Source organism: Kitasatospora purpeofusca (genome assembly GCF_042691725.1).
Lineage (GTDB): Bacteria > Actinomycetota > Actinomycetes > Streptomycetales > Streptomycetaceae > Kitasatospora > Kitasatospora purpeofusca_B.
Genome location: NZ_CP170483.1, coordinates 2,018,430 through 2,043,488 on the forward strand (window position 1 = coordinate 2,018,430; position 25,059 = coordinate 2,043,488).

20 protein-coding genes are annotated in these 25,059 nt (G+C 74.2%); 5 read left to right on the forward strand and 15 right to left on the reverse strand.

The annotated features are described in order from the left end of the window. Positions 1-9 precede the first annotated feature (9 nt). Entirely contained in the window at positions 10-1,263 is a 1,254-nt protein-coding gene (locus ACFCLZ_RS07965; protein ID WP_380284079.1) for a phenylacetate--CoA ligase family protein, read from the forward strand. 83 nt (positions 1,264-1,346) lie between these two features. Here the strand turns inward: ACFCLZ_RS07965 and paaI are convergent, their stop codons facing one another. Together paaI and ACFCLZ_RS07975 are read right to left on the reverse strand one after the other, a co-directional pair. After that, entirely contained in the window at positions 1,347-1,811 is a 465-nt protein-coding gene (gene paaI / locus ACFCLZ_RS07970; protein WP_380284080.1) for a hydroxyphenylacetyl-CoA thioesterase PaaI, read from the reverse strand. A 129-nt stretch (positions 1,812-1,940) separates the two neighbouring features. Then, positions 1,941-3,392 carry a WGR domain-containing protein gene (locus ACFCLZ_RS07975; protein ID WP_380284081.1) on the reverse strand — a complete coding sequence of 484 codons (1,452 nt, stop codon included), beginning with the start codon at positions 3,390-3,392 and terminating at the stop codon, positions 1,941-1,943. Between the two features lie 231 nt (positions 3,393-3,623). Between ACFCLZ_RS07975 and ACFCLZ_RS07980 the strand changes: the two genes are divergently transcribed. Then, positions 3,624-6,476, forward strand: coding sequence for a hypothetical protein (locus tag ACFCLZ_RS07980; RefSeq protein ID WP_380284082.1), 2,853 nt, complete (start codon positions 3,624-3,626; stop codon positions 6,474-6,476). 15 nt (positions 6,477-6,491) lie between these two features. Here the strand turns inward: ACFCLZ_RS07980 and ACFCLZ_RS07985 are convergent, their stop codons facing one another. The 9 genes from ACFCLZ_RS07985 to ACFCLZ_RS08025 form a co-directional block, all read right to left on the reverse strand. Beyond that, positions 6,492-6,848: a hypothetical protein gene (locus ACFCLZ_RS07985; RefSeq protein WP_380284083.1), complete on the reverse strand. Its 357-nt coding sequence runs from the start codon at positions 6,846-6,848 to the stop codon at positions 6,492-6,494. Then, the gene (locus ACFCLZ_RS07990) at positions 6,845-7,516 is read right to left on the reverse strand and encodes a DUF6232 family protein (RefSeq protein WP_380284084.1); all 672 of its coding nucleotides are present in this window, start codon (positions 7,514-7,516) and stop codon (positions 6,845-6,847) included. The genes ACFCLZ_RS07985 and ACFCLZ_RS07990 overlap by 4 nt, the downstream gene beginning before the upstream one ends. A gap of 92 nt (positions 7,517-7,608) precedes the next feature. After that, on the reverse strand, positions 7,609-8,841 hold the full coding sequence (locus tag ACFCLZ_RS07995; protein WP_380284086.1) for a styrene monooxygenase/indole monooxygenase family protein: 1,233 nt from the start codon (positions 8,839-8,841) through the stop codon (positions 7,609-7,611). A gap of 321 nt (positions 8,842-9,162) precedes the next feature. Then, complete coding sequence (locus ACFCLZ_RS08000) at positions 9,163-10,191, reverse strand: LacI family DNA-binding transcriptional regulator (RefSeq protein WP_380284087.1); 1,029 nt, start codon at positions 10,189-10,191, stop codon at positions 9,163-9,165. Between the two features lie 29 nt (positions 10,192-10,220). After that, complete coding sequence (locus tag ACFCLZ_RS08005; protein ID WP_380284088.1) at positions 10,221-12,014, reverse strand: glycoside hydrolase family 36 protein; 1,794 nt, start codon at positions 12,012-12,014, stop codon at positions 10,221-10,223. 8 nt (positions 12,015-12,022) lie between these two features. Next, the gene (locus ACFCLZ_RS08010) at positions 12,023-12,898 is read right to left on the reverse strand and encodes a carbohydrate ABC transporter permease (RefSeq protein WP_380284089.1); all 876 of its coding nucleotides are present in this window, start codon (positions 12,896-12,898) and stop codon (positions 12,023-12,025) included. Beyond that, on the reverse strand, positions 12,895-13,833 hold the full coding sequence (locus ACFCLZ_RS08015; protein ID WP_380284090.1) for a carbohydrate ABC transporter permease: 939 nt from the start codon (positions 13,831-13,833) through the stop codon (positions 12,895-12,897). Before ACFCLZ_RS08015 ends, ACFCLZ_RS08010 begins: the two co-directional genes overlap by 4 nt. Continuing rightward, positions 13,830-15,173 carry an ABC transporter substrate-binding protein gene (locus tag ACFCLZ_RS08020; RefSeq protein ID WP_380284091.1) on the reverse strand — a complete coding sequence of 448 codons (1,344 nt, stop codon included), beginning with the start codon at positions 15,171-15,173 and terminating at the stop codon, positions 13,830-13,832. Before ACFCLZ_RS08020 ends, ACFCLZ_RS08015 begins: the two co-directional genes overlap by 4 nt. Before the next feature lie 75 nt (positions 15,174-15,248). After that, positions 15,249-16,421 (reverse strand): aminotransferase class V-fold PLP-dependent enzyme, encoded by a 1,173-nt coding sequence (locus ACFCLZ_RS08025; protein WP_380284092.1) that lies wholly within the window; start codon positions 16,419-16,421, stop codon positions 15,249-15,251. A gap of 382 nt (positions 16,422-16,803) precedes the next feature. Between ACFCLZ_RS08025 and ACFCLZ_RS08030 the strand changes: the two genes are divergently transcribed. After that, positions 16,804-19,167: a collagenase gene (locus ACFCLZ_RS08030; RefSeq protein WP_380284093.1), complete on the forward strand. Its 2,364-nt coding sequence runs from the start codon at positions 16,804-16,806 to the stop codon at positions 19,165-19,167. A gap of 74 nt (positions 19,168-19,241) precedes the next feature. On the opposite strand, the gene ACFCLZ_RS08035 is transcribed toward ACFCLZ_RS08030, so the two are convergent. Continuing rightward, positions 19,242-20,279, reverse strand: a complete 1,038-nt coding sequence (locus ACFCLZ_RS08035) for a substrate-binding domain-containing protein (RefSeq protein WP_380284094.1) — start codon at positions 20,277-20,279, stop codon at positions 19,242-19,244. Between the two features lie 335 nt (positions 20,280-20,614). Continuing rightward, positions 20,615-21,430, reverse strand: coding sequence for an SAM-dependent methyltransferase (locus ACFCLZ_RS08040; protein WP_380284095.1), 816 nt, complete (start codon positions 21,428-21,430; stop codon positions 20,615-20,617). 449 nt (positions 21,431-21,879) lie between these two features. Between ACFCLZ_RS08040 and ACFCLZ_RS08045 the strand changes: the two genes are divergently transcribed. Next, the gene (locus ACFCLZ_RS08045) at positions 21,880-22,440 is read left to right on the forward strand and encodes a sigma factor-like helix-turn-helix DNA-binding protein (protein WP_380284096.1); all 561 of its coding nucleotides are present in this window, start codon (positions 21,880-21,882) and stop codon (positions 22,438-22,440) included. Continuing rightward, a complete protein-coding gene (locus ACFCLZ_RS08050; protein WP_380284097.1) occupies positions 22,437-23,099 on the forward strand; it encodes a hypothetical protein in 663 nt (220 codons plus the stop codon). Before ACFCLZ_RS08045 ends, ACFCLZ_RS08050 begins: the two co-directional genes overlap by 4 nt. Positions 23,100-23,229: 130 nt before the next feature. Here the strand turns inward: ACFCLZ_RS08050 and ACFCLZ_RS08055 are convergent, their stop codons facing one another. Together ACFCLZ_RS08055 and rpe are read right to left on the reverse strand one after the other, a co-directional pair. Continuing rightward, entirely contained in the window at positions 23,230-24,189 is a 960-nt protein-coding gene (locus ACFCLZ_RS08055; RefSeq protein ID WP_380284098.1) for a pirin family protein, read from the reverse strand. Positions 24,190-24,368: 179 nt separating this feature from the next. Continuing rightward, the gene (gene rpe, locus ACFCLZ_RS08060) at positions 24,369-25,052 is read right to left on the reverse strand and encodes a ribulose-phosphate 3-epimerase (protein WP_380284099.1); all 684 of its coding nucleotides are present in this window, start codon (positions 25,050-25,052) and stop codon (positions 24,369-24,371) included. Positions 25,053-25,059 lie beyond the last annotated feature (7 nt).

The following is a 25,059-nucleotide window of genomic DNA, read 5'->3' on the forward strand; positions in this document are numbered from 1 at the left end:
GCCGTTCGCATGCCCGCCAAGCCCCTCCCCGAGCTGGTCGACTTCGCCCGCCGCAACTCCCCCTTCTACGCGGAGCTCTACCGGGACCTGCCGCCGCGCGTCGAGCACCTCACCCAGCTGCCGCTGATCGAGCAGAGCGCCTTCTGGGCCGCCAACTCCTGGCCGGACAACCGCCTGCTCACCGGCCCGCTGACGGACGCCGGCGTCTACAAGACCGGCGGTACCAGCGGCGTCCCCAAGTTCTCCCCCTGGTCGCGCACCGAGCACACCGACTCGGTCACCGCCTTCGGCGCGGGCCTGGTCCAGGCCGGCCTCAAGCCCGGCCACCGGGTCGCCAACCTGTTCTGGGCCGGCGAGCTGTACGGCGGCTTCCTCTACATCGAGAACGCCCTGCACCACGCCCCGGTCGACAACGTCCGGCTGCCCGTCGGCGCCGCGCCCGACGCCTACGTGGCCGGGCTGATCCAGGACTTCGGCGTGGACGTGCTGGCCGGCGAGCCGATGAAGCTCAGCTCGGTCGCCGAGCACCTGGTCAAGGAGGGCAAGGTCGCCGAGCGGATCGAACTGCTGCTGTTCGGCGGGGACCTGCTCTTCGCCGACCTGCGCCCGATCCTCTCCCGCGCGTTCCCCAACGCGGCCATCTCCTCGATCGGCTACGCCTCGGTGGACGCCGGCCTGGTCGGCGCGCCGGTGCCCGGCGACGACGTCCGGGTGCACGAGGCGTTCCCGAACCGGACCGTGGTGGAACTGGTCGACGACACCACCGGCGAGCCGATCACCGAGCAAGGGGTGCCCGGGCGGGTCGTGGTCACCAACCTGTTCCGCACCCTGATGCCGATCCTGCGCTACCCGACCGGCGACCGCGCCGAGTGGGTCGACGTGGAGCGCGGACGGTTCCGGCTGGTCGGCCGGTCCACCGAGGGCGCCCGGGTCGGCACGGTGGCGATGCCGACCGAGGAGATCCGGGCCGTTCTGCTCGCCCACGACCCGGAGCAGATCATCTCCGGCATGCAGATGGTGCAGCGGCGCTGGGACGGCAAGGACGGGCTGATCCTGCGTCTCGGCTACACCGAGGAGCCGCCGGCCGGGCTGGCCGGGCAGCTGGTCGAGGCGGTGTACAAGGCGCGGCCGCTCTACCCGGACGACGTCGCGGCCGACGTGATCCACGACCTGGTGGTGGAGTGGGTGCCGCGCTCGGAGCTGGTCACCAACCCGCGCACCGGCAAGCTCCAGCAGGTCATCGACGAGCGCCCGCCGGCCTGACCCGGCGCACCGCCCGGGCGGGTGTCCCCCCGCCCGGGCGGCCGCGACCGGTCCGTGCGCGGCGACCGGCCCGTGCGCGGCGGTCAGCCCTTGTGCGGCGTACCGGCCAGCATCACGCTCTGGCCGCGGAACTCCGCGATCGCCTTGCCGGCCGCGTTGCGCACCGTGACGTCGTACACGCCGGTACGCCCGGCGCGGGTGCGTTCCACCGCCTCGGCGGTCAGTTCGTCCCCCACCGCCGCCGGCGCCAGGAAGGTCACCTGCGCGGCCTGGGCGACCGTCACCGGGCCGTAGCTGTTGCAGGCGTAGGAGAACGCCGCGTCGGCGAGCAGGAAGAGGAAGCCGCCGTGCGCGATGCCGTGCCCGTTCACCATGGCCGGGCCGATCGTCATCCGCATCACCGCGTGCCCGGTGGACACCTCGTCGAGCGCGATGCCGAGCCCCTGGCAGGTCCGGTCGCGCTCGTACAGCGCGGCCATCCGGGGCTGCGGCACGGTGGCGCCCGTCGACTCTCCGGAGTCCGCGACGGCCGCGGTGTCCACGCTCATGACGCCCTGCTTCCCCGGGAACAGCCCGAAACGGTCGGTGTGCCGTGCACATTGCCCCCGCATTACACCGAGGCCCGCTCCGGGCTGTCAACGGTCATCAGACGTGGACGGAACGTCCGTCAGGGGAACTCAGAGCAGCCGCTTGATGTCCCCCCGCGCCCGGTAGAACGAGCCGCTGCCGGACTCCAGCACCTCCGCCACCAGGTACCGCGCGCCCGGCACCCGGATGTCCTTCGGGAACTGCACCCGGCGCAGCGGGTCGTAGCCCGGCGACACCACCCGCACCCGCAGCCGGGTGCCGTCCTGCACGCACTCCACCTCGATGCCGCCCGCCGCGCCCGCCGAGCCGACGGTCACCGACTCGATCGCGGCGCCGGCCACCGCCGCCGTCCAGCCGCTGCCGTCCACCTCGGCGGCCTGCGGCAGCCGGCCCTCCTCGGCCGCGCGCACCGCCGCCTCGCTCGCGTCCAGGCAGACCAGTGAGCCGTCGGTGGTCACCAGGTAGAGCCGGCCGTCGCGGTACTGCATGCTGTACGCCGAGCCGCAGCCGGTGCCGAGCTTCCACAGCCGGGTGCCGTCGGCCGCGAAGCAGTACACCGAGGAGTGGTTGTCGCCCGCGAACACGTAGCGGCCGTCGGGCGAGGCCGCGCAGGAGAACACCGGGGCGTCGCAGCGGTAGCGGGCCGCCTCGGAGCCGTCCGCCTTGCGCAGCCGGTGCACCGAGCCGCGCGAGGTGCCGGCGAACACCTCGTCGCGCTCCTGCCAGCCGAACAGCACCGCGCCGTCGGTGGCGGTGTGCCAGACCGGGGCACCGCCGCGCGCCGCGTACCGGGCCACCCCGCGCGAGTGGCCGTGGTAGACGCCGTCGCTGTCGCAGCGCACCATCCAGCCGTCGGTGCCCTCGGCCTTGCGGCGCCACTGGAACTCGTCCTCGTGGTCGACGGTGGTGATCCCGCCGCGCGCGTCGGCCACGCCGAGCACGCCGTCGTGGATGTCCAGCCAGTAGATGTCGACGTCCTCGGCTATCTCGTACGCCACCCGCGGCACCTTGCCGCCCAGGTCGTACACCTTGCCGTCGTCGCAGCCCGCGTAGATCCACCAGTCGTCGGCGACGATGCACTTGACGCCGTCCGGCAGGCCGAAGCGGCCGGTCACCTCGCCGTCGTGGGTGAGCGTGTAGACGTCGCCGCTCTCGTTGCCGACCCAGGCGTGCTCCTCGCCGACGAAGATGCCGAAGGCCGCGGCGCCCGAGCGGAAGCGCCACAGCACCGGCGCCTGCCGGGCCGTCGAGCGGCTGCTGACGATCGCCCGGCGCGTCACCTCCCGCCGCTGCCGCACCCCGCGCACCGCCGGGGCGTAGCCCTTGCGGACCTTCTCCCCGATCTTCTTGGCCGCGGCCGACGCGGCCTTCTCCGGCGAGGGGTAGCTGGTGGTCCTGACCTGGCCTCCCTCGCCGATCCGCCCGTAGGTGACGGTGACCTCCACCCCGCTGACCCGGACCTCGTAGAACTTGTGCGCGCTGCCGCTGTCCTCGGACAGCTCCAGGTAGGTCGACTGCTCGTCGGTGGCGGTGGCTGACATGGCGTGGGTCCCTTCCGGGCACGGCGTGACGGGGGTGCGGGGCGCGGCGGGCGGCCTCGTGTCCAGGCGCCCGGCGACACCTCAGAACCTAGCCGCCCGCACCGACAACGGTCCGACCGGGCCCGGGCCGCGCGGACTCTGCCCGAACGGACCTTCCGCCGCGGGCACCGCTCTGGCAGCATCGTCCGCTATCCGGTCACCAGGCACCGGCGGCCCGGGGGGAGCCGGCAGATGCAGGACCCGGCGCCACCCGCCGCAGCCGCCGCGCACCGCGGCCACCGGCCCGCGCGGTGGGTGCGCACCCGGCTGCGGGCCGCGCCCTGGACGGCGCTGCTGAACGCCGTCCTGGTGTTCGCGGTCGTGCTGCTCGCCGCCGGCCTGCCCCGCGGCGTCGACCGCGGCGAGGACGCCGCCCTGCGCGACTTCCTGCGCGACCGCGGCATCGACGCGACCAGCCTGGTCACCCACGCCGCGCTCCGCCCGGACGACACCGCCGCCCGACTGGCCACCGCCGCCGAGCAGTTGACGGCCCGCACCGGCGGGGAGTTCCGCGTCTCGGCGAGCGGACCGGTCCACGGCGTGCGGAGCAACCAGCCGCGGACCCTCACCGACCCGCAGCTGTCCAGGCCCGACGGCCCCTCCCCGAGACTCCAGCTGCGCTACCTCGCCGGGCTCGCCGAGCACGCCACCCTGACCGAGGGCCGGTGGCCGGCCGCCGCCCCCGCCGACCGGCCGCTGCAGATCGTGGTGTCGCAGACCACCGCCGAGAAGCTCAACATCCGGGTCGGCGACGTCCTCTCCCAGGAGCCGCTCCCCCGTCTCCCGCCCTCCCCGGGGACGGAGGTGGTCGGCACCTTCCGGGTCCGGGACGCGGCCGACCCGTACTGGACGGACGTCCACTGCCTCGACCGGCCCTGCCTCAGGATCCCCGACACCTTCGAGTGGAAGCGCTGGTGGGAGGCCACCGGCCTGACCAGCGGCGACGACCTGCCCCGCCTGCTCACCTGGGCGGACGGCGGACAGCTCTACTGGCGGCTGCCCGTCGACCCGGACTCGCTGCGCGCCGACCGGCTGCCGCAGGCCGAGCGGGAGCTCGCGAGCTACCTGACCGGCCCCACCGCCGCCCGGCTCGCCACCGAGACCGGCCGCGCCGACCTGCGCACCTTCTCCGACCTGCCCGAGCTGTTCGCCCTGGCCACCGCCCGGCGGGACGCCGCCGCGCCGTCGGCGGCGCTCGGCCCGGCCGGGCTGGCCGGCGTCGTCGTGGTCGTCCTGTGCCTGGCCGCCGCGCTGGCCGCCGACCGGCGCGGCCCCGAACTCCTGCTGCTCCAGGCCCGCGGCGGCTCCCGCCGGGGCGTGCTGCGGTGGCTGCTCGGCGAGGGCGCGACGCTCGTCCTGCCCGGCGCCGCGCTCGGGACACTGCTCGCCCTCCTGCTGCTGCCCACCCCGCGCTGGGGCGCCGCCCTGCTCGCCGGGACGACGGCCACCGCGTTCGCCCTGCTCGCCTTCCCGGCCCGGGCGCTCCTGCTGCTCGGCCCGCGCGCGGGGGCCGGCCGGGGCGCGCGGGGCGGCGGCGCGCGCCGGGTGGTCGGCGAACTCACCCTGCTCGCCGTCACCGCCGCCGCCGTGGTCGAGGTCCGCCGACGCGGCGCCGCCCCGCCCGGCGCCGGGATCGACCCGCTGCTCGTCGCCGCCCCGCTGCTGATCGCCCTCGGCACCGGCCTGCTGCTCGCCCGGCTCCAGCCGCCCCTGCTCGGCGCCCTCGCGCGGGCGGTCGGCCGGCGGCGCGGCACCGTCGGCTTCCTCGGGCTCGCCGGTGCCGCGCGGGGCACCGGCGGCCGCCCGCGCCCCGCCGTCCTGCCGATACTCGCGCTGCTGCTCGCCGTCACCACGGCCGGGTTCGGCGCCGACGTGCTCGCCGCCACCGACACCGGCCGCACCCGCGAGTCCCGGTACGCGACCGGCGGCGACGCCATGGTGAGCGCCCCCAAGGGCTACGGCCTGGCGGCGTCCTTCGCCGAGGCGGCCGGCCGGCTGCCGGGCGTGCGGGCCGCCACCGCCGTCACCCTGCTGACCGACGCGGCGGTGCTGCGCCCCGGCCAGCGCCACCTCACCATCAGCCTGGTCGTCGTCGACCCGCAGGCCTACGCCGAGATCTCCCGCTCCGTCGGCCGCGGCGCCTTCGACCCGGCGCTGCTCGCCGCCCCCGACGGCCCGCTCTGGCCGGCCGGGCGCGAGGTCCCCGTCCCCGCCCTCTACTCCCGCGGACTCGTCGAGCAGCTCGGCGGCCACGCCGGGGCGGAGCGGATCTACCTCAGCAGCACCGGCGAACTGCGCGCCCAGTACGCCGGCACCATCGACGCCACCCCGGCGCTGCGCGACTCCACCCATCCGTTCGTCGTCCTCCCGGCCGGCCCGGCCACCGCCCGCCTGCCCGAACTCCGGGACCACGGCCACTGGTTCGCCGTCGGCGACATCGACGAGCCGGCCGTCCGACGCCTGCTGCACGACCAGCCGGTGCACCCGCTGCTCGCCGACACCGCCCGGCTCACCGGCGTCCCGGTCGTCGGCCCGCGCCCCGAGGACATCCCGGACGGCTACCTGCTGAACACCTCCGCCGGCCTCACCGCCTCGCTCGCCGGCGACCCCCTCCAGCGCGCCGCCGACCGGGTCTTCCGGGCCACCACCGCCGGCGCGGGCGTGTTCGCCCTGATCGCCGCCCTGCTCACCCTGCTGCGCGCCGCCCCCGACCGCGCCGCCGCCCTCGCCCGGCTTCGCACCATGGGCCTGCGCCCGCGCCAGGGGCTGGCGCTCATCCTTCTCGAGGCCCTGCCGCAGACCCTGCTGGCGGCGGCCGGCGGCGTCCTCGCCTCCCTCGCCGCCGTCGCCCTGCTCGGCCCGGCCCTCGACCTGTCCGCCCTGATCGGCACCCGCGTACCGCCGGGCCTGCCGCTCCACCCCGCCGCCGTCCTGCCCCCGGCCCTCGCCCTCACCGCCCTGGTCGCCGCCGGCGTGCTCGCCGAGGCCCTGCTGACCGGCCGCCGCCGGATCACCACCGACCTGCGGATCGGCGACGCGCCCTGACGGCAGCCGGGCCTCCTACTGGCCGCCGAGCAGGTCGAGGACCCGCTTCACCGCCTCCAGGACGGGCGTGCCCACCGCGCCGATCGTCGCGGCGATCCCCGCGACGGCCAGCAGCGCCCGGTGCCGCTCGCCCGGGACCGCCTGCGGACCGACGGTGATGGCGGGCAGCACCTCGTCGATCGACTCCGCGGTCCTCGGCGCGGCCCCGTCCCGCAGCTGCCGCATCAGGTCCGTCAGCTCCCGGACCGCCGCCACCAGTTCCGCCGAGACCGGAGCTTCCGGCGTGCCCGGCGCATGGTGGTGCACGATGCCGGTGTTCCCGGTGCCGCCATGCATGTTCACCACGTCGCCGTGGAAGTGGTCGCCGCTCATCCGTTCACCTTCCCCGTGTTCCCGCTGCCGCCGTACATGTTCACGTTGTCGCCGAGGTGGTAGTTCCCGGTGTTGACCGTCAGCGACTCCACCCGCAGTTCGACCTCGGTCTCGGGGTTCTCCAGCGCGTACGACAGGAGCCGGACCGCCTCGCGGAGCCTGGCCTGGTCCGCGGTCCCGACCAGGGCGGTCGCGGAGCCGGCCGTGTCCACCGCCAGCACGGGCATCGACGGCGCGCGAAGGACGACGCCCAACTGCACGAGCCCGTAGCCCGCCCACCCGAGGGCGACCAGCCAGCCCAGTCCCCTGAGCGGTTCCACCTTCTCCCCGACGCCGAAGGGGAACGCGGCGCCGACGACGAGCAGCACGGCCAGCGTCAGCGACTGGACCAGGCTCCGCCCGAACTGCAGCACCGCCTCCTTGCGCTTGGGCAACAGCACGAAGCTGTACACCCGCACGATGGTGTGCAGCGGGTACACCGCACCGCCCACCCACAGCAGCCGCTTGCTCACCCGCAGGTCGACCGAGGCCGTGAGCACCGCCGACGGGCCGGTCGCCATCGGCAGCCGGCCCCGCTCGGAGCCGACCGTCGGCGGCCTGGACGGCGGCGGCGGCACCTGCCGCTCCGGGTCCCGCCAGGGACGGTCCGGCCCACCGCTGTTCTTCACGCTTCCCCCTCGCGCGTCGTCCCGTGTCCCGCCTCTCGCGGCGCCCCAAGGATGCACGATCCCCGGCGGGTTGACGAGGGTTTCGGGCGGACTCAGCCGACGGTGGCCAGGTACGCGCCGACCAGCTCCGGTGTGGCGAGCCAGGCGGCGTGGTCGGCGGGCTCGGCGTAGGTGTTGGCGAGCCGCCGGGCCACCGCCTCGTGCTCGGCGGCGGCCGCGAACACCGCCTGGAGGTGGTCGGGCATCGTCAGCAGCGCCGCCGTCAGCGCCACCCCGTGGCGGGCGTGCCGCTCCCAGAACTCCTCGAAGACCCCGGCCATCCACGCCGCGGTGAACGGCCCGTCCCCGCGCTCGACGATCGCCCGCAGGTACGCCTCCGCCGCCCGCGCCGCGCTGTTGGCGCCCTGCCCGGTGATCGGATCGTTCACCACCACCGCGTCCCCGATCCCCCACACGGCCACCCCGCCGCCCAGCTCCGCCACCGGCCGCCGCACCACCGGCGTCAGCGCGCCGTACAGCGAACCGCCGGCGTCGGTGGGCTCGGCCCGCGCCCACAGCTCCGCCTCCCAGGGCAGGTGCTCCGCCATCAACTCCCGCATCCGCCGCAGCTGTTCAGCGCCGTCCGGCCGGTCCGCGAAGCAGTCGAAGCCACTGCCCGGCAGCGCCTCCCAGAGCAGGATGTCGCACGGCCCCGAGAGCGTCAGCGCCGGCTGCAGGTACAACTCCCCCACCCCGGGCACCGCGTGCATCCGCGCCCGCGGCCCGGCCGCCGGGTCGGGCGCGCCCACCCCGTGCGCGTACAGCGCCGCCAACCGCCGCTGCGGCGCGTCGAACGGCGAACGGGCGGCGTCCCGTTCGAAGATCCCGGCCAGCTCGCCGCGCCCCGCCGCGACCACCGTCAGCTCGTTGGCCGCCGCCAACTCCCGCAGCCCGGCCAGGTCCAGCTCCCGGTACTCCACCCGCCCGCCGCGCTCCTCCACCAGCTCCAGCCAGCGCGCCGTCTTCACCCGCTGGTCCACCGACTGCGCCGGATCGTCCAGCGTCATGGTGAACTCCAGCGCCCGCAGCCCGGGTTCGGGCACCAGCACCGCGTCCACCGACCGCACCCCCGGGGCCTGCCCCTCCCACAGGTCCAGCCCCGCCGCCCGCTCGACCCGCAACGCCGGCCCGAACATCGCCTGCGTCGACATCACCGCCCCGCCCCGCACCTGCGCCGGCGTCCGCGCCGCCACCACCGTCACCTCGTACCCGCCCGCCCCCAACAGCCCCAACGCCACCTGCAACCCGGCCTGCCCCGCCCCGACCACCGCGATCCGACGCACCACGCATCCTCCATGTCCGCCCGGGCATCCCGGCAACGCCGCCGACACGCCCACCAGACGAGCAGCTTCCGCCGAACGCTCCCGCCGTGTCCAGACCGAGGCCCGCCCGCCACCCCCCTTCAGGGGCGCGGCGATTGGCGGGACGAGCTGGGGCGGACGATCAGCTCCGCGCGCAGTTCGACACCCTCGGCGGGGGTGGGTTCGCCGCGGACCTGGGCGAGGAGACGGGTGACCAGGACGGTGGCGATGGCACACCCACCAGACGAGCAGCTTCCGCCGAACGCTCCCGCCGTGTCCAGACCGAGGCGCGCCCGCCACCCCCCTTCAGGGGCGCGGCGATTGGAGGGACGAGCTGGGGCGGACGATCAGCTCCGCGCGCAGTTCGACGCCCTCGGCCGGGGTGGGTTCGCCGCGGACCTGGGCGAGGAGACGGGTGACCAGGGCGGTGGCGATGGCACGCAGGGGCAGGCGCAGCGAGGTGAGGGGCGGGCGGAGGTGGCGGGCGAGGGGGGTGTCGTGGAAGCCGGTGACGGCGAGGTCGCGGCCGATGTGCAGGCCCTCGGTACGGGCGGCCTCGTAGAGGTCGAGGGCGGCGAGGTCGTTGTCGGCGGCGAGGGCGGTGGGCCGGTCGGGGGTGCGCAGCAGGGTGCGCAGGTCGCCGTCGGCGGGTGGGGGGACCAGGGTGAGGCCGAGGCGGGCGGCCTCGCGGTGGAAGCCCTCGCGGCGGGCGGCCAGCCAGGGCAGGGGCGTGGGGGCGCCGACGAAGGCGACCCGGCGGTGGCCGCGTTCGGCGAGGTGGCGGGCGGCCTCGGCGGTGGCGGCGGCGTTGTCGATGTCGACCCAGTGCGGCGGGAGGTCGGGGCCGGTGCGGCCGAAGGCGGCGAAGGGGATGCCGAGGCGGGCGGCGTGGGCGGCGCGGGCGTCGTCGGGCAGGACGTCGGCGAGGACGAGTCCGTCGACCTGGCGGGCCGCCACCACGGCGTCGATCGCCGCCCGGGCGTGCTGCTCCCCCGCCGCCGGGCGGAGGAGCAGCACGTGGTGGCCCTCGGCGCCGGCGGCGTCGACCAGGGCTTCGAGGAAGCCGGCCATCAGCGGGTTGGGGTCGTGCGGGTCGTCGACCGGGGCGAGGTAGCCGAGGGTGCGCCGCTCGCCGGTGCGCAGCGACCGGGCGGACTGGTCGGGCCGGTAGCCGAGCCGGTCGATGGCGGCGGTGACCCGGGCGAGGGTGTCCGGGTGGACGCGCTGCGGGGCGTTGAGCGTGTTGGAGACGGTCTGCCGGGACACCCCGGCCGCGCGGGCGACGTCCGCGACGGTGGTGGCGCGGCGGGCCGGACGCGGTCCCGGGGTGGTCATCGGCGCTCCTCGGACAGGGGCGGGGCCGCTCAGACCCGGCGGAGGGTCAGCAGGCCGCCCCGGGGGACGTGGACGGTGGCCCCGCCGTCGAGTTCGACGGTCGAGGTGCCGACGGTCCGGCCGCGGGCGTCCTGGACGGTGGCCTGCGCGCTGCCGTGGCCGCCCGCCAGGCGGACGTCCGGGTCGGCGTCGGCGTTGGCGACCAGCAGGGTACGCCACTGGCCCGCGGCCGCCACCGGCAGCGCCGCGTAGCGGCCGACGACCACCTCGCCGTCCCCGACCGCCGTCACCATCGGGTAGCCGAGGTCCGGCCGGGCCGGGCGCAGCGCGCCGAGCTGCAGGGTGTCGGTGTGCGCGCGGGCGACGCCCAGCCAGAAGGCGAGCGCCTCCCGCTGCCCGGCACTCTGCGCGGCGAGGTCGACGGAGATCTGCGGCACGCCGAACAGGACGTTGATCAGGTGGCAGGCGACCTGTTCGGCCGGTTCGGTCGGGTGCCACATCAGCATGTCGGAGTGGACGGCGAGCGGCCCGGCGATCAGCCGGGTGTCGACGATGCGCTGGCGGTTCTCGTGCGGGCTGAGCGGGCAGTCGGTGGCCCGGACCATGGTGGCGTAGGGCCACAGGCCGGGGCTGACGTAGGGCTGGCGGTGTTCGATCACCGCCTCGGGGTTCACGGCGTCGATCCGGCGGCGGATCTCGCCGAGCAGCCGGCGCACGCCCTCGTCGACGGTGGCGCAGTCGGCCTCGGGGCCGGGGGCGGGCGGGTCCTGGACGCCGAACCAGTCGACGAAGTCGACCTTCAGCCCGTCCATGCCCCACTCCTCGGCGGCGCGGGCGAGCCGGTCGGCGAGGTGGGCGCGGACCTGCGGGTAGCGGGGGTCGACGACGACGGCGCCGAGGTGGCCCGCGTCGGCGAGCGCGTACGGGGAGAGGGCGTCCCAGGCGGCGCTGTCCTTGCCGATGAACGGCAGGGCGTACCACAGGAGGTAGCGCACGCCGAGGTCGTGGACGCGGGCGACGTGGGCGGCGGTGTCGGGCAGCGAGCGGGGTTCCCAGTCGCCGCAGTGGGCGTAGCCGCGGGTGCGGTCGGTGGTCATCCAGCCGTCGTCGACGATGATCGTGTCGAGGCCGAGGTCCTTGCCGAGGGCGGCCTGGTGTTCGACGGCCTCGGGGGTGATGTTCTGGTGCAGCGCGTACCAGGTGGAGTAGGCGGGACGGCGGGCGGCGTCCGGGACGTGCGGCGGGCGGTCGGCCCCGGCGGCACCGGCGGCCCACCAGTCGGCGAGGTCGGCGAGGCTCTGGGCGAAGTGCCGGCCGGAGGTGTCGATGCGGACGGTGAGCCGCCCGGCGGCCTGGACCCAGAAGCGGAACTCCCCGCTCTCCTCGACGACGCCGGCGCTGGCCAGGGCGTCCTCGCGGTCGGCGGCGAACGCGCAGCGCGCGGTGTCGCCGGTGCCGACCAGGGCGGCGACGGGGGCGCCGCGGGAGAGGGTGGTGCGGCGCGGGGCGCTCCAGGCGGCGGGCAGCCAGCCGGTGCCGCGCGGTTCGGGGGTCCAGAAGGAGGTGACGTCGGTGCAGGGCAGGCGCCATTCGATCCGGACGTCCCCCGGAGCGTCGTGGCCGGCGTCCTCGGCGGTGGCCGCGGCGGTCACCTCGACGACGTCGGCGGCGATGGTGCGCACGCTCGCGGTGCCCGTGACCAGCAGTTCCAGCCGGCCGGCGGCGAGGCCGGGCACGGCGAGCGGACGCGGGCGGGCGGTGGTGGCGGCGGCGTGCGGCTCCCAGATCTCCGCGGCCGCCGTGCCTTCGGCGTTCTCCGTCATGGTTCGGTTCAGCCTTTCGTGGCGCCGGCCAGCAGGCCGGAGATGAACTGCCGTTGGAGGACCAGGAAGAGGACCATCATCGGCAGGGTGGACAGCGCGGTTCCGGCGAGGATCAGGCCGTAGTCGGTGTTGGCCTTCATGCCCTGGAGGGTCGCGAGCGCGACCGGCAGGGTGTGCATCTCGGGGGTGCGCAGGGCGATCAGCGGCCAGACGAAGTTGTTCCACGAGCCGAGGAACAGGAAGATCCCCAGCGCGGCGAGCACCGGCCGCATGACCGGCACGACGACGCCGAACAGCACCCGGATCTCCCCGGCGCCGTCGACCCGGGCGGCGTCGAGCAGTTCGTCGGGCATGCTCGCCAGCGCCTGGCGCATCAGGAAGATGGCGAACGGCACGCACAGGCCGGGCAGGATCAGGCCCTGGTAGCTGTCGAGCAGGCCGAAGGACATCATCATCTTGAACAGCGGGACGAGCATCACCTGGTCCGGTACGACCAGCGTGGACAGCAGGACGGCGAACAGCGCCGTGCGGCCGCGGAAGCGGAACTTGGCGAAGGCGTAGCCGGCGAGCAGCGCCACGACGAGCGCGCCGACGGTCTGGATCCCGGACACCAGCAGCGAGTTGAGCACGACCCGGCCGATGCCCACCCGGTCCTGGAGGTGCCGCAGGTTCTCGCCGAGGTGGGAGCCGGGCAGCAGGTGGGGCGGCCAGTCGAAGATCTCGGTGTCGCTGTGGGTGGCGGCGACCACCAGCCAGTAGAAGGGGGCGACGGACAGGCCGGCGACGGCGGCGAGCAGCAGGGTCGTCGGCCAGCCGCGCAGCCGGCGGCGCCGACCCGCGGGGGCGGCGGGCGTGACCGGCGCGGCAGGGGCGGCGGTCGTCATTCGCGTTCTCCCATCAGGCGCATCTGGACCGCGCCGAGCACCGCGACGAGCAGGGTGAGTGCGTAGGCGATGGCGGAGGCGTAGCCGAAGTCGAAGTAGCGGAAGCCGTTGTCGTACAGGTACATGGACACGGTGAGGGTCGCGTTGTCGGGGCCGCCGCGGGTGAGGACGTACGGCTCGTCGAACAGCTGGAGGGTGCCGATGGTGGAGAGCACCACGGTGAACAGCACCACCGGCCGCAGCGCGGGCAGGGTGACCGAGAGGAACCGGCGCACCGGTCCGGCGCCGTCGACCATCGCGGCCTCGTACAGCTCCTTGGGGATGCCCTGCAGGCCCGCGAGGTAGATGACGGCGTTGTAGCCGGTGTAGTGCCAGGTCAGGACGAGGACGATGGCCATCTGGGACCAGAAGCCGCTGCCGAACCAGTTGACGGCGGGCAGGCCGATCGCGGCGAGCGTCTTGTTGACGGCGCCGTTGTCGGTGTTGAGCAGGAACGCGAACAGCACCCCGGTGGCGACCAGGCCGGTGACGGAGGGCATGAAGACGCCGAGCCGCCACACGGTGCGCCAGCGGACCAGGGCCGCGTTGAGGCCGACCGCCAGCAGCAGGGCCAGCGCGAGCATCACCGGGACCTGCACGACGAGGATCCGGCCGGTGTTGCGGAGCGCCGTCCAGAACAGCGGATCGTCCAGCAGCCGCCGGTAGTTGGCGAGTCCGGCGCTGTGGGTGGCGCTGCCGGAGCCGCCGGTCAGCGACAGCAGCATCGAGGAGACGATGGGGTAGGCCTTGAAGACGCCGAAGAGCACCAGTGCGGGCGCGAGCAGCAGGTAGGGCACGGCCCGGCGGCGCAGCCGGGCGCGGCGGACCCGGGCGTTCGGGAGCGGGGTGCTCGCGAGCGGGGTCCGGTCGGCCACCGAGGGGACGGCGGAGGTCACTTGAGCTTGCGCCCGGTCTGCTGGGCCAGCTGCTTGGCGGCCTCCTGGAGCGCCTCGGCCGGGTCGGCGCCCTTGGTGAGCACCTTGCTCTGGGCGTCGCTGACGAGCTTGAGCGCGCGGGCGAAGTCGCCGGAGTAGTTGGTGGCGTCGCCGCCCTCGGCGAGCAGGTCGGTGAAGGTCTTCAGGACCGGCTGGCCGCCGTAGTAGGCGCTCGGCTCGCTGTAGACCGGGTCCTGGTAGGCGGCGGTGAGCGCGGGGAAGACGCTGCCGGCCTTGAACATGGCGTTGACGGCGTCGGGCCGGGTGAGCGCGTACTCGACGAACTTCCAGGCGGCGGCCCGGCGCGGGCTGGAGGCGGCGACGGCGAGGTGGGTGGAGTTGACCAGGGCGGTGCGCTTGCCGCCGGGGGTGACGGCCGGGGGCCGGGTGAGCCGCCAGTTGCCGCTGAGGTCGGGGAACTTGGTCTCGATGAAGTGCGCCGCCCAGGAGGGCTGCGGGCCGGCGCCGAGCTTGCTCTCCTTCATCTGGGCGCGCCAGACGGTGGAACCGGGGGTCTCCAGGACGAGGCCGGCGTCGTTGAGGCGCTTGACGACGGTGAGGGCGCGGACGCACTCGGGCGCGGTGAGGGTGATGTCGCCCTGGAGGTCGAAGAAGAACACGCCCTGCTGCTGCATCAGGGCCTGCAGGAAGTCCACGTCGGGGCCGGGAGTGCCGGTGCGGTTGAGGCCGACCAGGCCGACGCCGGGGTTGGCGGCCTTGAAGGCGTCGGCCGCGGCGATCACGTCGTCCCAGGTCGCGAAGGTGGTCGGGTCGAGGTTGGCCTTGTCGAACATGTCCTTGCGGTAGAAGAAGCCCTGGGCGTTCACCTCCCAGGGCAAGGCTCGGGCCCGTCCGGCCTTGTCGGTGACGACCGGCCACAGGCCGGGGGTGAACTTGTCCTTGTGGGCGTCGGCGCCGAGGGCGGAGAGGTCGGCGAAGCCGTTGGGGAACTTCTCCAGGTAGCCGGGCAGGTAGTCGCAGCCGATGTGCAGTACGTCGGCGAGGCCCTGGCCGCCCGCCGCCAGGCCGACGGTGATCTTGTCCCAGATGGCCGGGTTGCCGACGTCCTGGACGTCGACCTTGATGCCGGGGTTGTCCTTCTCGAAGGCGGGGACCACGCCGCGCAGGGCCTCGGCGGCACTGGTCCAGGACCAGACGGTGACGGTGCCGGTGGCGGCGTCCCCGCCGGAGGAGCCGGCGCCGTCGGAGCTGCCGCAGGCCGAGAGGGCTCCGCCGGCGGACAGGGCCAGCAGGCCGGCGCCGGAGGCGCGCAGCAGGTCGCGGCGGGTGAGGTGTGACATGGCAGGCCTTTCCAAGGGGGGTGAAGGGCGGAGGAAGAGGGCGTGCTGGTGGGTGGCTGGTGCGGGGGTGTCCGCTCAGGCGACGCGGACGCCCCGCCGGACGCGGCCGAGCGCCTCGGCGAGCGGCTCGGCACTCTCGGGGTCGGTGCTGGCGTGCGGCGACAGCCGGATCCAGCCTCCGCGCAGGGTGGTGGCGAGGCCGGCGGCGGTGAGTGCGCCGTGGACGGCCGCCGGGTCGGCGCCGGGCAGCCGCAGCCGGCCGATGCCGCTGCCACCGCCGTCGCCGGACCCAGGAGCGTTCGGACCCTCCGGCCCGCCCGGCCCGTCCGGCCCGCCGTCGGTCTCGGCGCCGGCGGCGCGGGCGGCGGCGAGCAGTCCGCCGAGCACCTCGCCGATCCGGGCCTCGATCCGGGCGGGGCCGGTGGCCCGCACCAGCGCGAGCGCCGTGCCGAGGGCGGCGACGGCGGGGCCGTCCGGGTTGGTGAGGGTGTGGGCGACGGCGCCGGGCCGGGGCGGGCACGGATGGGCGGGGGCCTCGATCGGGTCGAGGACGCCGGACCAGCCGCCGAGCCCGGGCCCGAGGCGCCCGGCGACCCGGTCGCGGACCATCAGCACGGCCGCGCCCCAGCCGGCCCGCAGCCACTTCTGGCCGCCGGAGGCGAGCACATCGGCCGCGTCGGCGGCGATGTCGACGGCGCCGAGGGCCTGGACGGCGTCCACCACCAGCACCCGGTCCGGGCCGATCAGCTCCTTGAGGCCGGCCAGGGGCGCCCGGAAGCCGGTGGCGGCGTCCACCGCGCAGACCGCGACGGCGCGCACCCGCTCGTCGAGGTGGGCGCGGACGGTGTCGACGGTGAGCGGGCCGTCGAGCTGGCGCACCGACAGTCCGCCGTTCTCGGCGGCGCGCAGCCACGGGTAGAGGGCGCCGGGGAAGTCGGTCCGTGCCACCAGCACGGTGCCGTCCGCGCCGCCGGACCCGCGACCGAGCGCATGGGCGGCGGCGAAGAGCCCGTGCGAGGTGGAGCTCACGAAGGCCACCTCGTGGGGCGCGCAACCGAGCAGCTCACCCGCCGTCGCGGCGGCCGTGACGGCCTCCGCGTCGAGGCGGTCCAGCGCGGCCCAGCCACGGCGGTGGAGCCGGTCAGCCTCACGGACGAGCACCCGGCGGACCCGCTCCGACACCGGCCCGAACCGGGCGAAGTCCAGGTAGCCGAACGGTTCGGCGAACTGCGCCAGGTAATCACGCATGACTCTCCCCCACCTTTGGGGCGATTTGAACGTTCAAATCACACACAAACAAACAGAACCGATCAACACCGAACGAGCGGGAGCCAGCAAACGCCCCTGGTCGAGTCCGCGTCAAGACCCGTGCGGCCGAAACGGGCCGGTCGAGACCCTCTCGTTACCCGCGCCCTACACCCACCCGACGCCCACCGGATGCCCGCCCGAAAGCCTCTTGCGCAATGCAATTTGACATTACTATTTTACTGATGACGGGTCGAGAGCAACCCACGCCGATCCGTTGCCCGCTCAACTTCCGCGCGACTCTCCGCGGTCCTGGTGCTCCCCCACGCCCTCGGCCCGTACCACACCCAGTGCCGCGCACCCCCACACCCTCACTGGAGAACTGGTGTCAGCCACCCCACGTCTGCGCACAGTCCTGCTCGCGGCGGCCCTCGCCGCCACCCTCGCGGCCCCGCTCGTGCAGAGCGCCCAGGCCGCCACGCCCGGCTCCGTCCCCACGGCGGCCACCGCCCCGTCCACCTTCGGCGAGGCCGCCGGCCACCAGGCCGGCCCGACGGGCGACGTCGCCCACGGGGCCTCCTCCACCGGCCTCCCCGGCCCCGAGGGCGCGCCGGGCAGCGAGACCCGCCAACCGACGACGACCGCCGGGCAGCCGGTCGCCGACCCGTCCGACCTCACCACCGCGACCGCGGCGCCGGCCCCACTCGCCGCCGACACCGGCGCGGCCTGCTCCCTCGCCTCCTTCACCGCCCTCTCCCCCGGCGCCCTGGCCGACTTCCTCGCGGACCGGTCGCACAGCTACGAGGGCTGCCTGCTCCCGCTGCTGCGCAACTGGAGCCCCGAACTCACCAAGGTCCTCACCCCGGCCCACGTGCGCGCCGTCGCCGAGCGGATCACCACGCTCGCGCCGCGCGTCGACAGCGCGAACACCCTCAACCAGCAGGAACTCTGGTACTTCCTGCACGTCGCCGTCCTGTTCGACTTCGACCACGCCGAACTCGACATCAACGACGACACCACCATGGACGCGATCGAGGGCGCGATCGCCGCCTACACCGCCAACCCCCGGGTCTTCGAGCCGACCGAGGCCGCCGGCTACGCCATGGGCGAGCTGCTCCAGACCTCCACCGCCCCCAAGCTGCGCCCCGACCGCCTCCCGCTCACCGAGCGGGTGCTGCGCCAGTACGCCACCGCCGGCAGCCCGTACATCGGCAACCGCGGGTGGAACTGGGCGCTGCAGAGCTCGCTCCAGATCAACTTCCAGGGCGTCAACAACGCCAGCGAGGACGGCGGCGACTTCCAGACGGCCGCCGCCGCCAATCCGGGCTACCGGCACGCCATCCGCGACTTCGCCACCTACACCCACCTCAAGGGCACCGACACCGAGTGGGCCGTCGGCGACGCCATGAACGAGTACGCCCGCCTCGCCACCGTCGCGGCGCTCAAGCCCGAGATGAAGGCCGAGGTCGGCGGGGTCATCACCACCGTCCGGAACAACTTCGGCCGGCTCAGCCGCCCGTGGCTCAACGTGGCCGTCCCGGTGAACGACTTCGGCCTCTGCCAGCCGTACGAGGCCTGCCGGGCCGACCTGATCCAGCACTACTTCCCGAACACCTACAGCTACGACAACGGCACCCTGGTCATCCGCACCGCCCTCGACAAGGCCACCGCCGACCAGCTCTACTACGCCACCAAGCAGGTCAAGGCCCAGTTCTTCCGCACCATCGGCACCGACCAGCCGCTCGCCGACGACACCCACCCCGTCCTCACCGTGCAGCTGTACGACACCAAGACCAACTACAAGTGGCTGCAGTACCTGCTGTTCGGCATCAGCGACGTCGAGAACGGCGGCATGTTCATCGAGGAGAGCTCCACCTTCTACACCTACCAGCGCACCAGCGACGAGTCGTACTTCAGCCTGGAGGAGCTCTTCCGGCACGAGTACACCCACTACCTCAACGCCCGCTGGGCCATCCCCGAGAGCGGCTACACCACGCGCTGGCCGAGCGACGCCACCTTCGCCATGAACGAGGGCACCGCCGAGTACTTCGCCGGCGCCACCGCCAAGGACGGCGTCAAGGCCCGCAAGTACATGGTCCGCCAGATCGCCTGGGACGACCGCGACGGCAACCCGCGACTGACCGTCGACCAGATCCTGCACGCCAGCTGGCGCGGCCTCGGCTTCCGCGTCTACCCGTACGCCGCCACCTTCTTCAACCTGCTCGGCGAGCGCCACCCCGACCAGCTCGCGGAAATGTACCGCCTGCTGCGCGCCGACGACCTCGACGGCTACAACGCCTGGCGCGACCGCCTCGGCAGGGACGCCGGCCTCCAGCGCGAGTACACCGCCTACCTCGACGCCGAGATCCCGCGCGTCGACGACCTCTACGTGCCGGACACCGGCTTCACGCCCAACGGCCAGCTGCGCTTCGCCTACGCCTCCGAGGTGCAGGACGCCTTCGCCCGCGCCACCCAGAACGCCCCGGTCTGCAAGGACAACGCCGACTGGAACAACACCATGCGGTTCACCTGTACCGGCCGGATCACCACCAACCTCAACAACACCCTGGGCGCCGGGCGGATCCGCGAGTCGATGGCCGACACCGTCGACTACTTCCTGCTCACCCGCGCCGGCACGGCCGCCAACAACCTCGCCGACATGAACTGCTGGTTCGGCAAGATCGACGTCTGGCCCACCGGCCAGGCCGGCACCGCCGACTACACCTGCGAGGGTCCGCTCCGCCGCTGACCTCGCCCTCTCGCCGGAGAACCGAGCCGCCCCCCACCGGCCCGGTTCTCCTACGGGCGGCACACCCTCCGGGCTCAGAGGCCGGCGCCGCTGCCCGTGGGGCTGACCGAGGTGCCGCAGTTGTTGATCGGGATGAACCCGTAGGCGATGATCACGGCCGGGTGGGCGCAGATCCACCCCCCGACGCCGAAGACGGCGCGCAGGGCGGCGCCGTGCGGGTTGGCGCCGGTGAGCTCGGGGGTGCGGAAGATGTGCCAGAGCAGGCGGCCGTACGCGGTCGCGGCGAACGCGGGGTTGATGCTCTGCGAGGTGTTGAGGGGCGCGATGCCGTTGATGCTGCGGAGGGTGAGCGGACCGGGCGACTCCACCACCGTGCCGTGGCCGCGGTACACCTGGTCGACGTAGACGCCGATCGAGTAGGGGAACACCACGTCGACGTCGTTGAGCAGCGGGTCGGTGCCGCGGTCGTTGCGCGGGCCGGAGATCACACAGGCACCGGGGATGATCACCGTACTGCCGCCGAGCGCCCTCAGGAACGCCGTGCGGGTGTCCGAGCCCGCCTGCGGCAGCACCGGCTTGATGGCGGCGTTGCCCAGCGACGGGTCGATCTGGGCCCAGTTGGTGATGGTGCACTCGTAGATGCCCTTGAGCTGGGCGGTGCTCAGGTTCGCCGGCGCGTGCCCGCCCGCCTTCGCCGACCAGCCGACCGCGTCCCGCGCGAACGGCACGAAGCTGTACGACGTCGGGTCACCGACCACCGTCCCGCGCGAGGAGCGGGAGTAGTCCAGGGTCGCGCCGGTGTTGTTGATCAGCGCGTTGAACCCGGCCCCGCTGCCGTCGGGCCGCGCGATGGTCGTCGCACCGGCCTTGGGCGTGATCGGGCTGTACCCCGTCGCGTCCCAGCTGTAGAGCCGAGGCTGTCCGGCGGTGAGGGAGGCGTTGTAGTCACCGGACGTCTGGTTCATGAACCCCTGCGTGGTGTCGACCCCGACCCCCACCATGTCGGTGGCCGCCGGGACCACCCCGAACGGCGGATCGGCCACCGCCACCGGCGCCAGCACCCCCACCGCACACACCGCAGCCGCAAGCCCCGTCGTCACACGGGCAGCCATCGAACGCATCGAAGATCCCTCCCGGACATCACCCACCCGACCCCACCGGCCGGAGGTGCGCCCATCTTCACCACCCACCCACCCCCCGACAACACCTCGGCCCACCCAACTCCTGGCTCCACCACCTCAGTTGGAGGCAGCTACCAGCCCACATCCGGCCCTTCCCGCGCTCCTGGCCGCCAAGAGTTCTTCCCCCGGCCACCCGGCCCCGGGGGCCGACCGGCGAACTCCCGGGCCACGGCGTCCCGTTCGGTCGTCTCCGCCCCCTTCCACGAAAGCCCTTTGCCGCCGCTTGAACATCCGGGCACCGGCGGTGCCAGACTGGAGGCAGGGCTTCAGGGGCGGATGGCCACGGCTCCGTAGCAGGAGGCCTCTGCGTCCGTGATGTGTTCGGTGTCGCCGGCGAGTTCCGGGTACCAGCGCGGAGTGGCGACGACGCCCGGTTCCATGAGGTCCCAGCCCGTGAAGAACCGCGTGACCTCGTCGCGGGTGCAGGCGGCGACGGGGGTTCCGGCGGCGGTGTAGACCTGGATGAGCCGGGCGGTCTCCTCGGGCGCGAAGTCCGGGGTGACGTGACTGATCACCAGCGCGGAGCCGCTGGGCAGTTGCGCCTTGAGGCCCTCGGTGATCCGGTGGGCGTCGGACGGCACGAAGTGCAGCAGCGCGTTCATGCTGAGCGCGATCGGCCGGGTGAAGTCCAGGATGCCGCGGGCCGCGTCCAACAGCTCGCCGGGCGCGCGCACATCGGCCTGGACGTAGGCGGTGACGCCCTGTTCGGTGCCGCGCAGCAGCGCCTGGGCGTGGAGCAGCACGATCGGGTCGTTGTCGGCGTAGACGATCTTGGCGTCCGGTGCGGCCGACTGCGCGACCTCGTGCAGGTTCGGCGAGGTGGGGATGCCGGTGCCGATGTCGAGGAACTGCCGGATGCCGGCCTCGGCGAGCAGCTTCGTCGACCGGCGCATGAAGGCGCGGTTGGCCCGCGCGGCGGTCCGGGCGTAGGGGAAGACCGCCAGGGCCCGCCCGGCGGCCTCCCGGTCGGCGGGGAAGTTCGTCGTGCCGCCGAGGTAGTAGTCGTACATTCGCGCCGAGTGTGCCAGGTGGATGTCGAGATTGACCTCGACGTCGTCGATCCGGGCGGTGCCGTCCGTCATGTGCTTCCCCCTGAGTCCGTCATGTGCTTCCCCCCTGATAGGTCGTCGACCCGCCGCGCGCCGGGACAGGCCCGATCTGTGTCCGCGCCACCGTGGCGAACGGGTGGCGAACCCCCTGGCGCGGCCGCATCCACTATGCCCACACGTCCGAACGGCCAATCAAGACCGCCACCGGCGGCGGCGCGCCTGTACGGGAGGACGACTGAAACAGATCATATGGCAGCCCACTTCGACCGTGTTCGAGCAGAAACCCATCGTCATCCGCCGCGCCTTCTGTCTGATCTTGAAACCCTTTGCCCCTCCTTAACATCTCGGCACCTAATACGCCTTAATGTTCCTACGGGGGACGCGAGTTCCCGCTGTGACCGCCGTACGGCCGTGGGCGCCCCCACAGTCGGCGGCCTGTGCCGGGCGGCGACCGACAGGGTGCCGCGGGGGAGGAATGGGACGTGACCGAGAGCGACTGGGTGGTCGGCGACCGGGACCGCCTGACGTTCGACGCGTTCTGCGACACACACGGGAAGGCCTGGATCGGGTTCGCCCGCGCGCGCCTTCGCGACGACGACGCCGCCCACACGGTGGTGGAGCTCGCGAAGGTCCGCGTGTGGGGGGAGTGGGCCCGCATCCTGCGGGAGAAGATCCCGCCGTTCCACGCCTGGGCGATCCTCAAGGAGGAGATCGGCGCGTCCCTGGCGGGAATGATGATGAACGGCGAGCCGCTGCCCACCCAGGCGAGCGCCCCGGGGTGGGTCTACGCGGTGCGCAGCGCCGCCGAGCGGGCGCAACACCTGATGGAGACCTCGGGCAGCAACGAGCAGCTGTACGCTGCGCTGGGGCGGCTGTCCGAGCGGCGCCACGACGTGATCGTGCTGCGGTACCTGCTCGACCTGCCGGACGAACAGATCGCCGACTACCTGGGGACGACGGAGGCCAACGTGCGCTCGACCGCGAGCCAGGCCCTCGACCGGCTGGCCGCGTCGCTCGGCGGCCGGCGGGGAGCGGGCCGGTGACCATCGAACACGACCGCGCCCTGCACCCGAACATGGCCGGCGTCCACCCGCCCACCCGGTCCCCGCGACCGCAGCCCGGCGGTGCCGGCGTGTCCTGGGACCGGCTGCTGACCGCCCCGACCCCGCTGTCCTCCGACCACCAGCAGGCCGCCCACGAACTCGACCTCGCCGCCTCCCTGGTCCTCGCGATGCCGTCCGCCGCGGCCTCCCTGGGCCTGCTCGTCGACGGCGAACAGATCCACCCCGAGGGCGCCCTCGTCCTCGGCGCGCTGCTGTACGTCGCGGGCCACCGCGACGGCGCCCAGTTCTGGTGGCAGTTCGCGGCCGGCGGCGGCTCCTACACCTCCGCGTCCTTCCTCAGCCTGTTGCACCGCAGCCTCGGGGAGTTCCTGGACGCGGAGGTCTGGCGCCAGCAGGCCGAAGCACTGGCCACCACCCCCCGCACCCCGCAACGCGTCCTGGGCTCCACGCGCGCCCTGCTGCCGGCCAAGGTGCTCACCGACATCCTCGCCCGCTGCCACTACGGCCTCGACGTGAAGCTGCCGCCCCGCCTCGCGGCCGTGATCCACCAGCTCCCCGTCGCCGGCGACGACCCCGACTACGGCGAACTGCCCCAGCCGAGCGCCACCCTCGTCCGCGACCTGACCGGCGAGCCGTAGCGCCCGTCCGACCCCGCCCCCTCGTCCACGACCCGCTCGCGGGCGGGGAGTGGACACAGGCGATCCCACTCCTCCCCGTCCTCGGCGACCTGGCCGTCGCACACATCTGCCGTGACGGCTCGTCCCCAGGTCAGCGCTCCCGCCCCCGGGACTTCAGCGGGACGTCGGGCAGCTCCGGCGCCCTCAGCCGGGCGCCGTCGTAGCCGTGGACTTCGCCGAAGCGGGTGCCGGTCTCCCAGTCGTTTCGGGCTTGGAGGATCTCCTCGCCGGTGCGGCCGATGAAGTTCCACCACATGACGAGTTTCTCGGCGAAGGGTTCGCCGCCGAGGAGGAGGAAGGTGGCGTCGGTGTCGGCGTGGAGGGGGAGGTGGTGGCGGCCGGTGCCGAGGTAGAGCATGGCGCCGGGGTCGAGGGGGACGGAGTCGACGGTGAGGGTGCCGGACATGGTGAGGACGGCGTACTCGAAGTCGGGGTCGAGGGGGAGGCGGAGGTTCGCGCCGGCGGTGAGGGTGAGGTCGGCGCCGACGAGGGGGGTGTGGGTGGTGCCCGGGGAGGTGGCGCCGTCGAGGGTGCCGAGGATGACGGTGGCGGTCAGGCCCGGGGCGGTGACGGTGGGCAGGTCGGGGTGGTGTTCGAAGGCGGGTTCGCGGTGGCGGTGGGCGTCGGGCAGGGCGACCCAGAGCTGGGCGCCGTGCAGGAGGGGGGCGTGCGGGCGGGGGGACTCCTCGCTGTGGGAGATCGCCCGGCCGGAGGTCATCAGGCCCAGCTCGCGCGGGCGCACGGTCCGCAGGCTGCCGAGGCTGTCGCGGTGCAGCACCTCGCCGGCGTGCAGCCAGCTGACCGTCTGCAGGCCCATGTGCGGGTGCGGGGGGACCTGCATGCCCGGCTCGTCCGCGATGTCGTCCGGACCGTAGTGGTCCACGAAGCACCACGCCCCCACCATCCGCCGGCCCATGTTCGGGAGGAGGCGGCGCACCACCGTGCTCTCGCCGAGCTGGACCCGGCGGCCGGTCAGCAGGTCGCGGACCGGACCGCGGTCGGCCTCGCCGCCGCAGGTGGTCGGGGCGGGCCTGACGTCGAGGTTGCTCATGGGGCGGTCACCACCGTGCGCGTCGGGCCGGGGCGGGTCGGGGTCGGGGAGCGCCGTCCCCGGCCGGAGGGGTCGTCGCAACGATCCTCCACCAGGGCCCGGCGATCCTCCACCCGGGGCCGCCCGGCCGGGGCCCAGTGCCAGCGGGCCCAGTGCCGGCGGACCCAGTGCCGGCGGGTTCAGTGCCGGCAGGCCCACCAGGCGTCGGCGCTCGCGCCCTCGGCGAGCGTGCGCAGCTTGGCGACCGCCTCGGCCGGGTCCTCGGCGCCGTACACCGCCGAACCGGCGACGAAGACGTCCGCGCCGGCCTCGGCGCAGCGCTCGATGGTGCTCGCCGAGACGCCGCCGTCGACCTGGAGCCACAGCTCCAGCCCGTGCTTGGCGATCAGCTGCCTGGCCCGGCGGATCTTCGGCAGCATGATGTCCAGGAACGCCTGGCCGCCGAAGCCCGGCTCGACGGTCATGATCAGCAGCATGTCCAGCTCGGGCAGCAGGTCCTCGTACGGCTCGATCGGCGTGGCCGGCTTGAGCGCCATCGAGGCGCGGGCACCCATGGCCCGGATCTCGCGGGCGAGGCGGACGGGCGCGGCGGCGGCCTCGACGTGGAAGGTGACCGAGCCGGCGCCCGCCTCGACGTACTGGGGGGCCCAGCGGTCCGGGTCCTCGATCATGAGGTGGCAGTCGAGCGGGGTGTCGGTGGCCCGGGCCAGCGACTCGACGATCGGGACCCCGAGGGTGAGGTTGGGCACGAAGTGGTTGTCCATCACGTCGACGTGCAGCCAGTCCGAGCCCCGCACGGCCTCGGCCTCCTGGGCGAGCCGGGCGAAGTCCGCGGACAGGATGCTGGGGTTGATCTGCGCCATGGGGCCT